The organism is Mucilaginibacter angelicae (genome assembly GCF_042434235.1).
Lineage (GTDB): Bacteria > Bacteroidota > Bacteroidia > Sphingobacteriales > Sphingobacteriaceae > Mucilaginibacter > Mucilaginibacter angelicae.
This window is the reverse complement of sequence record NZ_JBHLTS010000076.1, coordinates 149,766-164,555: the sequence shown is the minus strand read 5'-3', so window position 1 is coordinate 164,555 and position 14,790 is coordinate 149,766. Positions and strand designations below refer to the sequence as shown.

General features: G+C 41.5%; 16 protein-coding genes. 6 read left to right on the top strand and 10 right to left on the bottom strand.

Annotated features, from left to right (window positions below):
* Positions 1-66 precede the first annotated feature (66 nt).
* From ACFFGT_RS26970 to ACFFGT_RS26960, 3 genes are all read left to right on the top strand, one after another.
* Positions 67-447, top strand: a complete 381-nt coding sequence (locus ACFFGT_RS26970) for a response regulator (protein WP_377025616.1) — start codon at positions 67-69, stop codon at positions 445-447.
* Positions 448-677: 230 nt separating this feature from the next.
* Positions 678-1,148, top strand: a complete 471-nt coding sequence (locus ACFFGT_RS26965; RefSeq protein WP_377025615.1) for a ferritin-like domain-containing protein — start codon at positions 678-680, stop codon at positions 1,146-1,148.
* Positions 1,149-1,170: 22 nt separating this feature from the next.
* Positions 1,171-1,449 (top strand): hypothetical protein, encoded by a 279-nt coding sequence (locus ACFFGT_RS26960; RefSeq protein ID WP_377025614.1) that lies wholly within the window; start codon positions 1,171-1,173, stop codon positions 1,447-1,449.
* Positions 1,450-1,474: 25 nt separating this feature from the next.
* On the opposite strand, the gene ACFFGT_RS26955 is transcribed toward ACFFGT_RS26960, so the two are convergent.
* Positions 1,475-1,864, bottom strand: a complete 390-nt coding sequence (locus ACFFGT_RS26955) for a hypothetical protein (protein ID WP_377025613.1) — start codon at positions 1,862-1,864, stop codon at positions 1,475-1,477.
* 183 nt (positions 1,865-2,047) lie between these two features.
* Here ACFFGT_RS26955 and ACFFGT_RS26950 point away from each other — a divergent pair, with 183 nt between their 5' ends.
* The gene (locus ACFFGT_RS26950; RefSeq protein WP_377025612.1) at positions 2,048-3,535 is read left to right on the top strand and encodes an ATP-binding protein; all 1,488 of its coding nucleotides are present in this window, start codon (positions 2,048-2,050) and stop codon (positions 3,533-3,535) included.
* On the opposite strand, the gene ACFFGT_RS26945 is transcribed toward ACFFGT_RS26950, so the two are convergent.
* From ACFFGT_RS26945 to ACFFGT_RS26915, 7 genes are all read right to left on the bottom strand, one after another.
* The gene (locus ACFFGT_RS26945; protein WP_377025611.1) at positions 3,507-4,301 is read right to left on the bottom strand and encodes a DUF6438 domain-containing protein; all 795 of its coding nucleotides are present in this window, start codon (positions 4,299-4,301) and stop codon (positions 3,507-3,509) included. The two genes, ACFFGT_RS26950 and ACFFGT_RS26945, sit on opposite strands and share 29 nt — an antisense overlap.
* An 11-nt stretch (positions 4,302-4,312) precedes the next feature.
* On the bottom strand, positions 4,313-4,945 hold the full coding sequence (locus tag ACFFGT_RS26940; protein WP_377025610.1) for an HAD family hydrolase: 633 nt from the start codon (positions 4,943-4,945) through the stop codon (positions 4,313-4,315).
* Positions 4,946-5,207: 262 nt separating this feature from the next.
* Positions 5,208-5,867: an MBL fold metallo-hydrolase gene (locus tag ACFFGT_RS26935; protein WP_377025609.1), complete on the bottom strand. Its 660-nt coding sequence runs from the start codon at positions 5,865-5,867 to the stop codon at positions 5,208-5,210.
* Positions 5,868-6,267: 400 nt separating this feature from the next.
* Complete coding sequence (locus ACFFGT_RS26930; protein ID WP_377025608.1) at positions 6,268-7,611, bottom strand: PhoH family protein; 1,344 nt, start codon at positions 7,609-7,611, stop codon at positions 6,268-6,270.
* Positions 7,612-8,263: 652 nt separating this feature from the next.
* Entirely contained in the window at positions 8,264-9,022 is a 759-nt protein-coding gene (locus tag ACFFGT_RS26925; RefSeq protein ID WP_377025607.1) for a TIGR03915 family putative DNA repair protein, read from the bottom strand.
* A 2-nt stretch (positions 9,023-9,024) separates the two neighbouring features.
* The gene (locus ACFFGT_RS26920) at positions 9,025-10,281 is read right to left on the bottom strand and encodes a putative DNA modification/repair radical SAM protein (protein ID WP_377025606.1); all 1,257 of its coding nucleotides are present in this window, start codon (positions 10,279-10,281) and stop codon (positions 9,025-9,027) included.
* Positions 10,282-10,433: 152 nt separating this feature from the next.
* Positions 10,434-10,874 carry an Hsp20/alpha crystallin family protein gene (locus tag ACFFGT_RS26915; protein ID WP_377025605.1) on the bottom strand — a complete coding sequence of 147 codons (441 nt, stop codon included), beginning with the start codon at positions 10,872-10,874 and terminating at the stop codon, positions 10,434-10,436.
* Positions 10,875-11,010: 136 nt separating this feature from the next.
* Between ACFFGT_RS26915 and ACFFGT_RS26910 the strand changes: the two genes are divergently transcribed.
* On the top strand, positions 11,011-11,457 hold the full coding sequence (locus tag ACFFGT_RS26910) for an acyl-CoA thioesterase (RefSeq protein WP_377025604.1): 447 nt from the start codon (positions 11,011-11,013) through the stop codon (positions 11,455-11,457).
* Between the two features lie 155 nt (positions 11,458-11,612).
* Here ACFFGT_RS26910 and ACFFGT_RS26905 read toward each other — a convergent pair whose 3' ends face one another.
* Together ACFFGT_RS26905 and folB are read right to left on the bottom strand one after the other, a co-directional pair.
* Positions 11,613-13,010: an FAD-binding oxidoreductase gene (locus ACFFGT_RS26905; RefSeq protein ID WP_377025603.1), complete on the bottom strand. Its 1,398-nt coding sequence runs from the start codon at positions 13,008-13,010 to the stop codon at positions 11,613-11,615.
* A gap of 2 nt (positions 13,011-13,012) precedes the next feature.
* Entirely contained in the window at positions 13,013-13,372 is a 360-nt protein-coding gene (gene folB, locus ACFFGT_RS26900; protein ID WP_377025602.1) for a dihydroneopterin aldolase, read from the bottom strand.
* 234 nt (positions 13,373-13,606) lie between these two features.
* Between folB and ACFFGT_RS26895 the strand changes: the two genes are divergently transcribed.
* Positions 13,607-14,788 (top strand): acyl-CoA dehydrogenase family protein, encoded by a 1,182-nt coding sequence (locus tag ACFFGT_RS26895; RefSeq protein WP_377025601.1) that lies wholly within the window; start codon positions 13,607-13,609, stop codon positions 14,786-14,788.
* Positions 14,789-14,790: the final 2 nt, after the last annotated feature.

The window sequence follows — 14,790 nt, the reverse complement described above, 5'->3', positions numbered from 1 at the left end:
ATTTACATGTTAGGTTAGTTTATCATAAATAATTTCAGAGGGTTTAACCAAGCCCTTACGCCTACGATGGACACAAAGAACAAAAAAATCATGATTGCAGATGATGATCCCGGTATTGTTGACGCCGTGGAAATGCTGCTTGAATTTGAAGGCTACGAGGTAATATCAACCGTTGACGGCACTACCGTGCTTGAAATGAAAGAAGATCTCCCCGACCTGCTGCTGCTGGATATCTGGATGAGCGGCGAAGATGGGCGCGATATCTGCAGAAAACTGAAAGAAGATGAATTAACCAGGGACATTCCTGTTATCATGATATCGGCAAGCCGCGACGTACGCGACTCTGCCATTGCAGCTGGTGCCGACGATTTTTTGGCTAAGCCTTTTGAAATGGATGAACTATTGAAAAAAATAGTACGGTTTACCCAAAAACAGGGGGTTGCATAATAACAAGCTCAACACATCAACTAAATAAATTTTACCCCTCTTCGGGTTGAGCCCTGACGGCGGCCGTCTCACCCGGCCGCCGACTCTTCCCGTTGTCTGGAGATATTTTTAGAATTGATCTGATCATCCAAATAGTTATGATCCATTATCTCATAAATGTACATCTAATTAAAATGTAAAAACATTAACCCATAAGCTATGTTATTTATTATAACAAAACAACAACAGCCATGGGAGTTTTACAGCACGTTCAGCACCAGATCTCAGCATTGAATGATCTGATTAAAATAAATAACGACAGGATAGCCGGTTATCAGAAAGCCAGCGAAGCTACCGACGAAAATGGTTTGAAATTACTTTTTAATGAGTATATAGATCAAAGCAAAAGTTACGTTAGTGAAATACGCGAATACATTCACGTATTAGGTGGCGATCCTGCAGATGGCACTACCCTTTCGGGCAAGTTTTACCATACCTGGATGGATGTAAAGGCGGTTTTTATGAATAAAGACAGGCACGGAATACTTGCAGATTGCGAATACGGCGAGGATATAGCCAAAAAAGCTTACCGTGCCGCGCTTGATGACAAGGAATTAATATGGGAAGATGAGCAGGTAGTATCCTTGCTTAATAACCATTTGGAAAGTTTAAAGAAAGCGCATGACACCGTTAAATCCTTAAGGGATACGGTTAATGCCTGATTAATTTTGCAGTATAAAACAAATGAACAACTCAAATCAATCATTTTTTTCGGCATGCCGTGTACCTGATCAATACGCTGAAGTAGCGTGTACACAGGATAAAGTAATTTACACGCTTTCGCAATTGAAGCAGGCAACAGTGGCCGATATTGCCCTGAAATTGAGGGAATACGAACCATCGGTAAATACATTTACCCACGAAAAAAATACGGCCGAAGTACTTGAATACCTGTTTGCCCGCGGCATGGTAAAAATTACCAAACTAAACGGCGAATTAAACTACAACCTGGTTAACGCTTAAGCAGGTTGTAGTTTAATATATTCTGTTACATCCCCGGCGCAAGCGGTTTGGCCGAAACCACGCTATCAACCACAAATACGCTTACCCCTCTCCATGGCAACGCGTGCAGATATTCTTTATAATGAAGTTCTAAAAACGAACCGGCATTACTGCTCAGTTGCTTAGCCACCTTTTCATCTGTTACTGAAAACATAAATTCATTTGAGCTAATTGTGCCTCCGGTTACCTGGCTGCGGATACCGCTTTGAATTAACCGGCCCTCGTAAGTTTTAAAAACATAGCCCTTCTTCACAAAATAATTCATGGTGCCGGCCTTGGTCCCCTCGCCAAAAACAAAATAATAGCGGTAGTAAAAAAAGCCAACTATAATTAGCAGTAGTATAAGGGTGATAATAAGCTTTGTTTTTGTTTTCATCAGAGATTTTATTTGCAAACTAAGCTACAAAAACTTAACAGCTAAGCAAATATTTTGTGAGGTGCAAAAGTGTTGTTATAAGAGCGAGGCTTTCGTTTCAATTAAAAAATATCAAAACTTTTAATAAAAAGGAATAGTATTTTAAACTAAATTTACTTACCGGCTAACATCACAATACTGCTAATGACACGGGAACAACAGCATGCATTACCCGATGAAATTTTCAAGATCATATTTGAAAAATCACCTGGCTCGTTATTGGTTGGGGCTGATGCCCCCAGGTTTACCATTATGGCCGCAAGTGACGACTATCTTAAAATCACTTCATCCATTCGTGAAGATATTTTAGGTAAAGGTTTCTTCGAGGTTTTTCCGGATGATGCCAGTGATCCGGATGATTTAACAACGGCCCGTCATGTGTTTACTAAAGTTGCCGAAACTGGCCTTAAGGTTGATGTTCCCTGCTACCAGTGTGATGTTTATAATGCCGATACCAAAGCTTACGAAGTTCATTTTTGGTCATGCAGTAATATTCCGTTTTCATGTGGCAATAAGGTAGCCTATATCCTGAACACAGTGGTTGATATCACAGCTGAAGTAAAAGCCCGGCAGGCTGCTACCGAAAGCGAAAACCGCCTGCGCCTTGCTGCCGAAGCTACCGGCTTTGCCACTTTTGACTGGGACCTGAAAGATGAAAAAAACTATTGCTCCCCGCAGCTTGTTGAACTGTTCGGGTACCCGGCAGATGCTGTTTTAACCTCTACCGATGTATTTAATATGGTGCATCCGGACGATAAAGAAATAGTGATAAATGCCTTTAACGAAGCATACAAAACCGGTGTTTACCATTACGAAGTGCGGATTATATGGCCCGACGGATCTTTACACTGGATAAGCACCAGGGGCAAGCAAATATCAGACGAAGAAAAAACCAACACACGCATTTTGGGAACTGTACTTGATATTACAGAAAGTAAAAGCGATGAGATCAGGAAGAATGATTTTATAGCCATGGCCAGCCATGAGCTTAAAACTCCGCTTACATCAATCAAATCTTATATCCAGATCTTAGCCAAAAAGCTGGTTAACACTGAGGATAATTTTGTAATAAATGCACTAAGTAAAGCCAATTTTCAGGTTAATAAAATGACCGATCTGATCCACAGCTTTCTCGACCTGTCTAAACTGGAATCGGGCAAGCTGCAACTTAAACGGGACCAATTTGATATTAATGAGTTAATAAGCGATACGATAACAGAATTCATTCAGGCATCAAACACTCATAATATAGAGTTTGAACCTCATGGCATATTAGAGGTTGATGCCGACAGGGATAAGATAGGACAGGTAATAAGCAATTTTTTAAGCAACGCTATTAAATATTCCCCGCGCGGCAGTACGATTACTATAACAAGCAAAACAACTGATTGCGGCCCCACTGTTTCGGTAACTGATTTGGGAGTGGGTATTAAGCCTAAAGATCAGAAGCGGTTGTTCCAGCGCTTTTACAGGGTAGATAGTGATAAAACAATGACCGTATCAGGCTTTGGTATTGGTCTTTACCTGGCCGGCGAGATCATTCAATGCCATAAAGGCAAAATAGGCGTTGAAAGTGCAGAAGGCGAAGGTTCTACGTTTTATTTTAGTTTGCCTGTTTTTCCCCCTCTTTAATTTTTGTAAGGTTTACTTTTTTGAATGATTCCACTAAAAAATTCACTAAACCGGTTAGGTTGAAAGGCGGATCATTGCTGGTTAGTGTAAGTTTATCTTTATTATTTTCAAAATCAATATCCAGGTAGTAATTAGGTGCATCTGTAACCTGGCTCGCCTGTTTCCAATCGTACATTTTTTTCAATTCGCTACGTTTCAGCCAATAGTTCAGGCTGTCAAGCTGCTGCCTGGTAAGCTTCCCTGCATAATCTCCTTTATAAGGATCTGCATATTCGCCCCCTTTTAACCGATAGGTGCCATCGGCCCAAATGTTGATGAGTAATTGCGGACAGCCACTATAACAGGTTGAGGACAGGAAACGGAGCTTTGAAAATTTAATACCGTTATCAAAACTGGCTTTATAATTTTTAAACTGCAAAGGAGGCCGCCCTGCTAATTTTATAGCATTTTCATTAATAGCCTTGATAGTTAACTTTTTGCCGTCGAAATAATTGATGATAAATTTAGAAACATCAATATGCTGCTGTTTGAAATTATCGGCGCTGGTAGTGTAAGCATCGATTATTTTAAGCGTATCATGCTCTATTTTGTATTTGTTTTCGTGTTTCTTATACCCATCGAAATTAAAATAAGCTTTACCGCCATTAAAATAAAGGTAGCCAAGATCTTCAGTGAGCCACTGTTCCGACTCGACGGTAGCATGCTGGCCAAATGCCGGGCCACAAAGGATGGTAATAAATAAAAGAAGCAGTGATACGCTTTTCATGTAAACTAAACTTACAAACTCAAATAATATTGGGTAAGCGATTCAAAATCGTCAAACTTATTATCGTAATCATCAGTATTTCCAAAACCGTAGCTAACAAACACAAAGGGAATTCCGGCAAGGCGTGTTTGTTCTGCATCGCCGTTGGTATCACCTACGTAAACAGGGCTTTGCAAATTGTGTTTATTCATGAGCAAATGCATATTATGGTTTTTAGGCATCTGGTTAGTACCGTAAGCCATACTATCGGTAATAACTTCATTGATACCTGCCCACGTTAAAAATAATGGAATAATACCCACAGCACAATTACTTAATACAAACAGCTTGTATTTAGCAGCCAATTGTTTCAACCCTTCTGTAACACCTTTGTACATAATACCGCCACTTGTGGGTAATATTTCCCGCCTTACCTGGTTTACGGCATTATAGATTTCCATTCCTTTTTCTTCATCAAATTCTGGCAGCAAAACACGGGTAAGTTTTTTGCCATCCATACCTATCACGTGCAGTAGCTCGTCCCGTTTAATAGTTCGTTGGATATCAAGCTTTTGAAATATCAGGTTCCATGATTCGGCATAAGTGTCAACGGCATCCCAAAGGGTGCCATCCATATCAAAAATTAGGCTGTCGGGTTTCTGCATCAGGTAAAATTATGAATTGCGCTAAGATGAAAAATTAACAGCAATTAATGTTCATGTTTTCTTCATTATTAATCCTCACCTTAGCAGTGTGATAAGGTTAACGCGGGTCGGCTTAGCAGGAGGCTGAGCCCGCAAAGAACCCCCGCCTCTCGGCGGGGGTTTCTTTTTTTACAGGGGATAATTTCACTGTAGAGACGCATCAAATGCCTCTCCCTTTGGCTTTACAACTTGATAGACGCATGTGATGCGTCTCTACAAAAATTTAAATACTAATCCCGTCCCCTACTTTATAAATTTCATGAAACTTGATGCCTTGTTTATCGAAATGCTTTGTGTAAGCGGCATAGCGCTGAGCGATAAAAAAATCCTTAGCGTAACCATCATGTACCGGGAAGATCTGTTTAGGGCGCAGTTCATCAGCAAAGGCCGAAATTGTTGGCTCATTTGCAAATGGCGCCATGGTAACCATGAGCAGTAATTCGATCCCTTTAAAATTCAATAGTTTATCTTCCATCGAATCAACAGGGTGAAGCACTTTATTATTGATCAGGAAGCCGGTCATCTGCGGCAGCGGGTTATCCATGATCAGTTCATGTTTAACCGGGAAGGCCTGCAGTTTAAACGGCCCTGCGCGGTGGGTACCCTCTTCAAGAAGTATATATTTAAAATTGATCTTATCCAACTCCTTCCCCACCTGCGAATTTGTAATAACCGCCGCTCCGCTTAACTCAACAATGCTTTTTAAAATATCGATATCGAAATGATCGGGGTGGATATGTGTAATTACAATACTTTTTACATCGCTAAACATATGCGGTGTAACCAAACCCTCGGCAAAAGAAAACTTCCCCGGATCAAATAATAATTGATAACCATCCAATTCAAAAAGCAGGCACGAATGCAGGTATTTTGATATTTTCATAAGCACATAGGAGTTTATTTCCTAAAGATACACAGGAAAGGCTTAGGAAGTTTTAAAAAGTTAACCGTCAGCGGAAAGAAAAACGGATGTTATACTGAGCTTTATAATCCGACGGACTATGAAGGTACAATGACATCAATGCTATAAGACTTTGTTATCCCGAGCGATAGCGAAAGATCTTCTTCGATAGGCAAAGCCGCTATACAGAGCGAAGAAGATGCTTCGTGCCTCAGCATGACAAAAGTGCGGTTGAAGACTTACGAAGTTTTTAAAACTTCGTAAGTCTGGATTCTACAACTTATCATGGGTAGATAAGAAGTAAACTATCTGCCAATCGGGGATTGCTTTCCCGAAACAAGTTCGGGACAGGCTGTACCAGCAATGACGTGGTTAATAAGCCTTACAACAACTCCGTAGCCAAATTAGCCAGCTCGCTCCTCTCCCCTTTTTGCAGGGTGATGTGTGCGTAAAGCGGGTGCCCTTTGGCTTTATCTATCAAGTATGACAGTCCGTTACTTTCAGCATCGAGGTATGGGGTATCTATCTGGTAAATATCACCGGTAAACACAAACTTGCTGTTTTCACCTGCACGGGATATAATAGTTTTCACTTCGTGCGGGGTAAGGTTTTGCGCTTCATCAACAATAAAAAAGATTTTGCTGAGCGTACGCCCGCGGATAAAGGCCAGCGGCGCTATCGAGATTTTATCGTTATTAACCAGTTCATCAATTTTGGCCTGCATTTTTTCGTCATCGCCAAACTGATCTTTAATAAATTTTAGGTTATCCCATATCGGGGCCATGTATGGATCAATCTTTGATTTGATATCTCCGGGTAAAAAGCCAATGTCTTTGTTACTTAAAGGCACTATGGGGCGGGTAACAAAAATCTGCCGGTAGTATTTACGCTGTTCAAGGGCGCTGGCAAGGGCTAATAATGTTTTACCCGTACCTGCATTGCCCTGTATAGTTACCAGCTTAATATCGGGGTGCAATAAGGCATGAATAGCAAATGACTGTTCTATATTACGGGGAAAGATATTAAGCACAGGTTGTTCGGTAACTTTTTCAAGCTGTTTACTTTGCGAATTGTAAAAACCTACTGTATCGCTCTTTTTACCCTTTAGTACATAAAAGTGATTGTTGGTATATGAGGCGATCTTTAAGTTTTCGGCCGGTACGTTTTCGTTTTTATTAAGTGTGGTAATGAGCTTTTCTGTAACCTTATCTACATCCGTTTTACCGGTATAAAGCTCGTCCAGGTTTTTGATCTTACCTGTTTCATAATCCTCGGCGTGCAGGTTAAGAGCTTTGGCTTTGAGGCGAAGGCAGATATCTTTTGATACCAGGACGACTTTTTTGCCGGGGTTTTCTTCCTGTAAACCAAGGGCCGCGTTCAGAATGCGGTGGTCTGTTTTATCTGATCCAAAAACCTGTTCGGCATCCAGGCCTGTAGTTTTTGCATCCATGGCAACTTTAAAGCTCCCCTTGGTTTTACCATTAAGCGGGATCCATTCGTTGATCAGCCCATTGTGCGATAATTCATCCATGAGCCTGATAAAGCTCCGGGCCTCAAAGTTGCGGGTATCATTACCATTCTTTTTATTATCAAGCTCCTCCAATACCTGGATAGGTATGGCTACATCATGCTCCTGGAAATTTTGAAATGCATTATGATCGTACAGGATCACGGAGGTATCTAAAACAAATATTTTTTTCTTCTGGTTTCGCTGACCGTCCTTCATATCCGCCTAAAATAACGATTTTAAGGTTTGAAGAAAAATTTCCTCTCAAACAAAAAACCTGTAAAAGCGAAAACGGGAGTCATCTCTTTCGATTTGAACTCCCGTTTCCAAACTGCCTCTTAACCGTAGTTGCCTGACAGCATCAAGTTTTGTGTATCTCTGACCGACATGATCGTTGTCTGTTGCCCTCACGAGCGGTCGACTATTTTCAATGCCACCGGTTTCTGTTGTTTCCCTCCGTGGAGTTCTTCTTCTTAATTCCGGCACCTCCTTTAACCACGATCTTTTTTCCAAAGACTTTCGTATTTTTCATTTTTTCACATGGCTCAGGGACTTCCTTTGATCTTTAGTTCCCCCGAAGGTTCACCCGATTCAATTTCTGTATTCCTGAAAGGCTGTCAAAGTACGTCGTTCTTGATGATTTCAATATCGGGACATTATGATGATTTGGCAAATTTTTTTGATTGTTTTTATTAACAGGTTATTAACAGCAATTCGACACTTATTAACAGCGGAATTTAAACCAGTTCAAGTATAAATAACACTAATTCACTGAATTACAATCCGCTTTATTAACATTATACTTTATCCACAAGCAGTATAAAAACCAACTCTTATTTGCTGGTAAAAAATGCGCAAAATCACAAAAACATTAAATTTTCTCTGTTAAATGCCGCCAGTATCGCTTGGGAATATGACGTACATGGAGCCTGGTATTTTTACGCGAAGCGATGTTTACGCTGGTAAAATAGTTTTTCCAGAGATTTTGATAAATGTCTTCATCTTCGCTGTATGCGGCAATCACATTAACCGGATTATTTAATTCGGTAAAATCCATTTCAATGAATTGCGTATCATGGAGATCATAATACAAACCATATCCTCTTTTAATATCATAGATCATCCATTTCTGATCGGCGTACCGGCTCTTAAAATGTTTGATCAATAAGGGTAACACGTTAAAATCAGGCTCAATAGCTGCATAAAAAGTGCCGTCGTTCAATTTTTGAAAACGAACAAAGGCCTCCATCCTGTGCTTTTCGCGCCGCACCATTTTTAAAATCTCCGACAGGCGCATCACATATTTATTGCCGTAATCTTCCTCAATGTTTTGGTCGCTTTCAAAAACATGGCGAATGAAACCAAGTACATTGCAATCTTCGCCTGCTATTTCGGCCATATGGCTAATGTAAAGACGCTGCACCCCGGCTGCTGATAGCTTTTTACGCAATCCCCTTAGCACCCGGTTGGCCCGTGCTTCGTCGGTAACAATGGGAATTACCTCTTCAAACAAGGCGCTGTTACGCCACTCCCCTTTTAATAACTTTACAGGGTACAATTTACGCTCGTAAATCTCAAACACAGCAGTAAGCAGCCCTTCAAACGTTCCATCGTAAACCAGTGTATTCATTGTCAAAACAGGTTAAGTTGGGTTTGTGTATTTTTAATGTATTTGCTTTGCGATTGGGCCATAATAAATTGCTTGATGTTTTGCCCTGTTAAATCGCGTCGTTCAAATTCATTGCTTTTGCAGGTAATAAAGTACCGCGCCCGGCTAACAGCTACTCCTATTTTTTTAAGCTGCTCCCAGCCCAGCTTGGCGAATTTGCGTGCGGCCACTATTTTTTGTGCCGATAATAAACCGATACCCGGCACACGGAGAATCAATTGCAAGTCGGCTTTATTAATATCGATCGGAAATGCCTGCATGTTCCTGATAGCCCAGCTTAGTTTTGGATCAATGTCAAGATCAAGCAGCGGGTTTTGGTTATTGACAATCTCGTTTACATGAAAACCGTAAAACCGCATGAGCCAGTCGGCCTGGTAAAGGCGGTTCTCTCGCACCAGCGGCACCGCGGTATTCAAGGCAGGCAGACGCTGATCGGCCAGCACAGGCACATAACCCGAATAGTATACCCGCTTTAAATTGAAATTTTTATAAAAATAATTAGCCGATTGCAGTACCTGCTGATCACTCTCGGGTGTGGCGCCAACAATTACCTGTGTACTTTGCCCGGCAGGTGCAAATATGGGCGCGTTTTTAAAAAGCTTTTTCTCTTCTATATTTTGGATGATCTCTTTATTTAGAAAATGCATTGGGTCGATCATGTCCTGCCGGTTTTTATCCGGCGCCAGCAGCTTTAGCCCGGCTTCGGTGGGCATTTCTAAATTCACACTTAGCCTGTCTGCATACAAACCAGCTTTCCGCATCAGATCTTCACTTGCCCCTGGAATAGACTTCAGGTGAATGTAGCCGTTAAAATTATGTTCAGTACGCAGCTTTTTAGCTACGCGCACCAGGCGCTCCATAGTATAGTCGGCGTTCTTAAAAATACCGGAGCTCAAAAACAAACCCTCGATATAATTGCGGCGATAAAAGTTAATGGTAAGATCAACCACTTCCTGCACCGTAAAGGCTGCCCGCTTAATGTCATTATTTTTGCGCGATACACAATAGGCGCAATCAAAAATGCAATGATTGGTAAGCAGGATCTTCAACAGCGAAACACATCGCCCATCTTCCGTATAGCTATGGCAGATACCATTACTGGCATTCCCCAAACCTTTGTTCTTATTTTTTCTATCGCTGCCGCTCGATGCGCATGATACATCGTATTTAGCCGCATCGGCCAAAATATTGAGCTTTTCTGTTATCCTGTCCACATTCATATCAAATCAAAAATACTAATATTTTTAGTATTAATTAAAATGCAAACAGATTTATTTTACAACCATAGCTTGGTTAAATGCATAAAAAAAGACCGCCCTATAACAGGGCGGCCTTCAAACCAAACTAACTACTTTATGAAAACAGTCTTTAATTATTTTACAGCTATTTCTCTTGATTGAAATTTAGCTTCTTCTTTTTTTGCTATAGTAAGTTTCAAAATACCATCAGCATAATCGGCATCAATTTTTGATTGATCGGCACTTTCAGGTAATGTGAATGACCTTACAAATGAGTTGTAACTATATTCACGTTTGCTGAATTTTTTACCTTCCTCAACATTTTCGGCTTTCTTCTCGGCAGATACGCTTAGTACGTTTTTGTCAAGATTGATCTTGAAATCTTCTTTCTTTAAACCTGGTACGGCCAGTTCAACATGAAATTCATTTTCGGTTTCTGCAATATTAACCGCAGGAACACGGGCAATTAATTTATCGCTTAAAAAAGAATCATTGATCAATGAATCAAACACATCGCTAAAGAATGGGTTAGCTGAAGTATTTTTAAGGCCGTTGTTAAATTTTACTAATGTCATTTTTATATCCTCCTAAAGTTTTGTTTTTTGTTAACTTCGTAACCTATTGATCAACTGCTGTACCAACGGCAAAAAAGCCCGAAACGCAAGACAAAAAGTCATTAATAAATGTTTTAGGCCGACAAAATGACCGAAAATGACTGAAAAACTTACCGATTACAAATATAAAACCGCTATTCCTATCCGTTTTTCGGATATCGATTCATTCGGACACGTAAACAACGCTGTATATCTTACTTATTTTGAAATAGCCCGGATTGGCTACTGGAAAGAAATCATTAACTGGGATTGGAGCAACACAGGCATTATCCTGGGCCGCTCAGAGATCAATTACCTGAAACCCATAACCGTTCAGGACAATATTGCCTGCTATGTACGTACCATCCGCATTGGCAACAGCAGTTTTGATATGATGCATGTATTGGTGAGGATAACCCCACATGGCGAAGAAGTTGTAACAACAGGTAAAACGGTTTGCATCAGCTATGATTATTCGGCAAATAAATCCGTACCTATCCCATCGCCCGAAAGGCATAGGATGATTAATTATGATGAGCCAAGGCTGATTTTGAATACGAATTGATTTTGTAGATGTGCAGATGAATAATAGATGTGCAGATGTGCAAATTTCAGATGTGCAGATGAATTGACGATATTATAAATGAAAATAATCTAAGTATTCAAAATTATAACCTTCAATTTGCACATTTGAAATCTGCACATTCGCACATCGAAAATCTAAAATATCTTCCCCGGATTCAAAATCCCTTTAGGATCAAACACCTGTTTTATGCCTTTCCACAATGCAAAATGCACATCTGAAAATTTTATCGGCATAAATTCTTTTTGCACCAGGCCGATGCCATGCTCGCCTGATAAAGTGCCCCCAAGAGATACGGTTAATTCAAATATTTCCTGGATGCCGAATTTTAGTTTGTCATTCCAATCATCGTCGCTCATATTGGCTTTAATGATATTTACATGCAGGTTTCCATCACCGGCATGGCCATAACACACTGATTCAAAGCCATATTTAGCGCCGGTTTCTTTAATTCCTTTAATTAGCTGAGGCAAAGCAGCGCGTGGTACAACGGTATCTTCCTCTTTATATACCGAGTTTGATTTTACCGATACCGCCATGGTGCGCCTTAAACGCCAAAGCTCTTCTTTTTGGGCTGCCGAATCGGCAAACAGCACGTCGCGGCAATCAAATTCTTCAAGTACGGCATTTATCTTTTCGCAATCGGTAAAAATCACATCCTGATTTGTACCGTCTACCTCTATCAGCAGAAAAGCTTCAATACCATCCCGCAGGTCAAAGGCAATATCGTCATGTTCTTTTACCCACTCTACCCCTCTCCGCTCCATAAACTCCAGTGCAGACGGAATGATCCCGGCCCTGAATATGGCCGAAACCGCCCCGCAAGCGGCCTCATTGGTTGGAAACGATGCCAGCAGCAAGGCATCCAGTGTAGGCGCAGGAATAAGCTTCACTACTATTTTGGTAACAATACCCAGCGTCCCTTCCGAGCCTATCATTAACTGGGTCAGGTTATAGCCCGATGCATATTTCAATGTATTGGCCCCTGTCCAGATGATCTCGCCCGAAGTTAAAACCACCTGCAGGTTCAGCACATACTCCCGGATGGTGCCATATTTAACAACCCGAGGACCGCCCGAACCGTGCGATACATTGCCGCCAATAAAGCAGCTACCTTTACTGGCCGGATCAACGGGGTATAGCAAGCCTTTTGCTGTAACCTCGTTCATAAACTCTTCTGTTACAACGCCGGGCTCCACAGTGGCCTGCAGGTTTTGCTCATCTATTTCAAGTATTTTATTGAAGCGCTCCATGGCTATCAGCAAGCCCCCCTTAACAGGTAAGGCGCCACCACTTAAACCTGTACCGGCGCCCCGCGGCGTTACAGGGATCAGGTTTTCATTGCAAATCTTTAATAATGCCGAAACCTCTTCAGGCGTTCGGGGGCGCGCTACAACTTCGGGGTAATAAACCAGGTCCTCGGTTTCGTCATGGCTGTATTTTTCAAGGCTTTCATGGCTGGTTAAAACATTATCTGCACCAACAGCCGCAATAATTGCTTCTAATATTTGAGCCGATATTTTATTGAATTCCATGATCAGGATTTCTTATAATTTATAATAACAGCCGAATGGGCTACTTTACCGCTCAATGGCGGCGTAAGTTTTTTAATAGTAACCTCAATGCTTTCCACAAAGGGATACTTCTTTTTGATACGATCAATAATTGACTGACCAACGGTTTCTATCAGTTTGCGCGGATGCTTCATCTCTTCACATGCTATAATATACACACGTTCATAATCAACTGTTTTACTGAGGTTGTCTTCCAGCAAATCGCCGGGAGGCACAAAACCTACATTTACATCAACTAAAAAGCGGCAACCTATTTTTTGTTCTTCGGGATAAAATCCGTGGTACGCGAAAAACTCCGCACCTTGCAAGGCTATATTGATCATGTTCAAAAGTAACAAAAGCCATATCTAAATCTCATCCCGAAGGAAAAGACTTTTCAAAATATTTTTCATGATCCAGATTTTCAGTCCATAAAATATTTTTTTTCTTAAAAACATGCTTTAAACCGTTTAAACCTGCTTTTTGCAATAAAGCGGCCTCACATATCAAAAAACAGCGTTTTTGGCTTGCTTTTACCGGTAATAAATGCTTTATATTTGCCCACCAACTATAATGTTATGGCCAAAACAGATCTGTACGAAGCCCCTGATTATTACCTGTTAGATGAGTTACTAACCGACGAACATAAACTGATCCGCGCATCGGTACGTGACTGGGTAAAAAAGGAATTAAGTCCCATTATTGAGGATTACGCCCAACAAGCCGAGTTCCCTTCGCAGCTGCTGAAAGGCCTTGCCGAAATTGGCGCATTTGGCCCCACCATACCGGCTGAATATGGGGGCGCAGGTTTGGATTATACCTCGTACGGCATCATCATGCAGGAGCTGGAGCGCGGCGATTCGGGCATCCGTTCTACTGCATCAGTGCAGGGCTCATTGGTGATGTATCCCATTTATGCTTATGGCAGTGAAGAACAGCGTAAGAAATACCTTCCTAAACTGGCCAGCGGTGAGCTAATGGGTTGCTTTGGCCTCACCGAGCCTGATCATGGATCAAACCCCGGCGGCATGACCACCAATATTAAAGATGCCGGCGATCATTATATCCTCAACGGTGCTAAAATGTGGATCTCCAATTCGCCTTTTGCTGATATTGCAGTTGTTTGGGCAAAGGATGAGGAAGGTAAAATTCGCGGGCTGATAGTTGAACGCGGCATGGAAGGTTTCACTACACCAACTACCCATAACAAATGGTCGTTAAGGGCATCGGCCACCGGCGAACTTGTTTTTGATAATGTTAAGATCCCTAAAGAAAACCTGTTGCCTAACGTAGCCGGTATAAAAGGGCCGCTGGGTTGTTTAAACCAGGCCCGTTACGGTATTGCCTGGGGGGCCTTGGGCGCTGCTATGGACTGTTACGATACGGCCCTCCGCTACACCAAAGAGCGGGAGCAGTTTGGCCGGCCGATAGCAGGTTTTCAGCTTCAGCAAAAAAAACTGGCCGAAATGATCACCGAAATTACCAAAGGACAGCTGTTAGTTTGGCGCTTAGGCACACTTAAAGACGAAAACAGGGCCACTCCTGCTCAAATATCAATGGCCAAGCGAAATAGTGTTGAAACAGCTATTACTATAGCGCGCGAAGCAAGGCAAATGCTTGGAGGAATGGGAATTACGGGCGAATACCCTATTATGAGACATATGATGAACCTGGAATCGGTGATAACCTACGAGGGCACACATGACATTCACCTGCTTATTACCGGCATGGACATTACCGGGCTCGATGCATTTAAATAGCA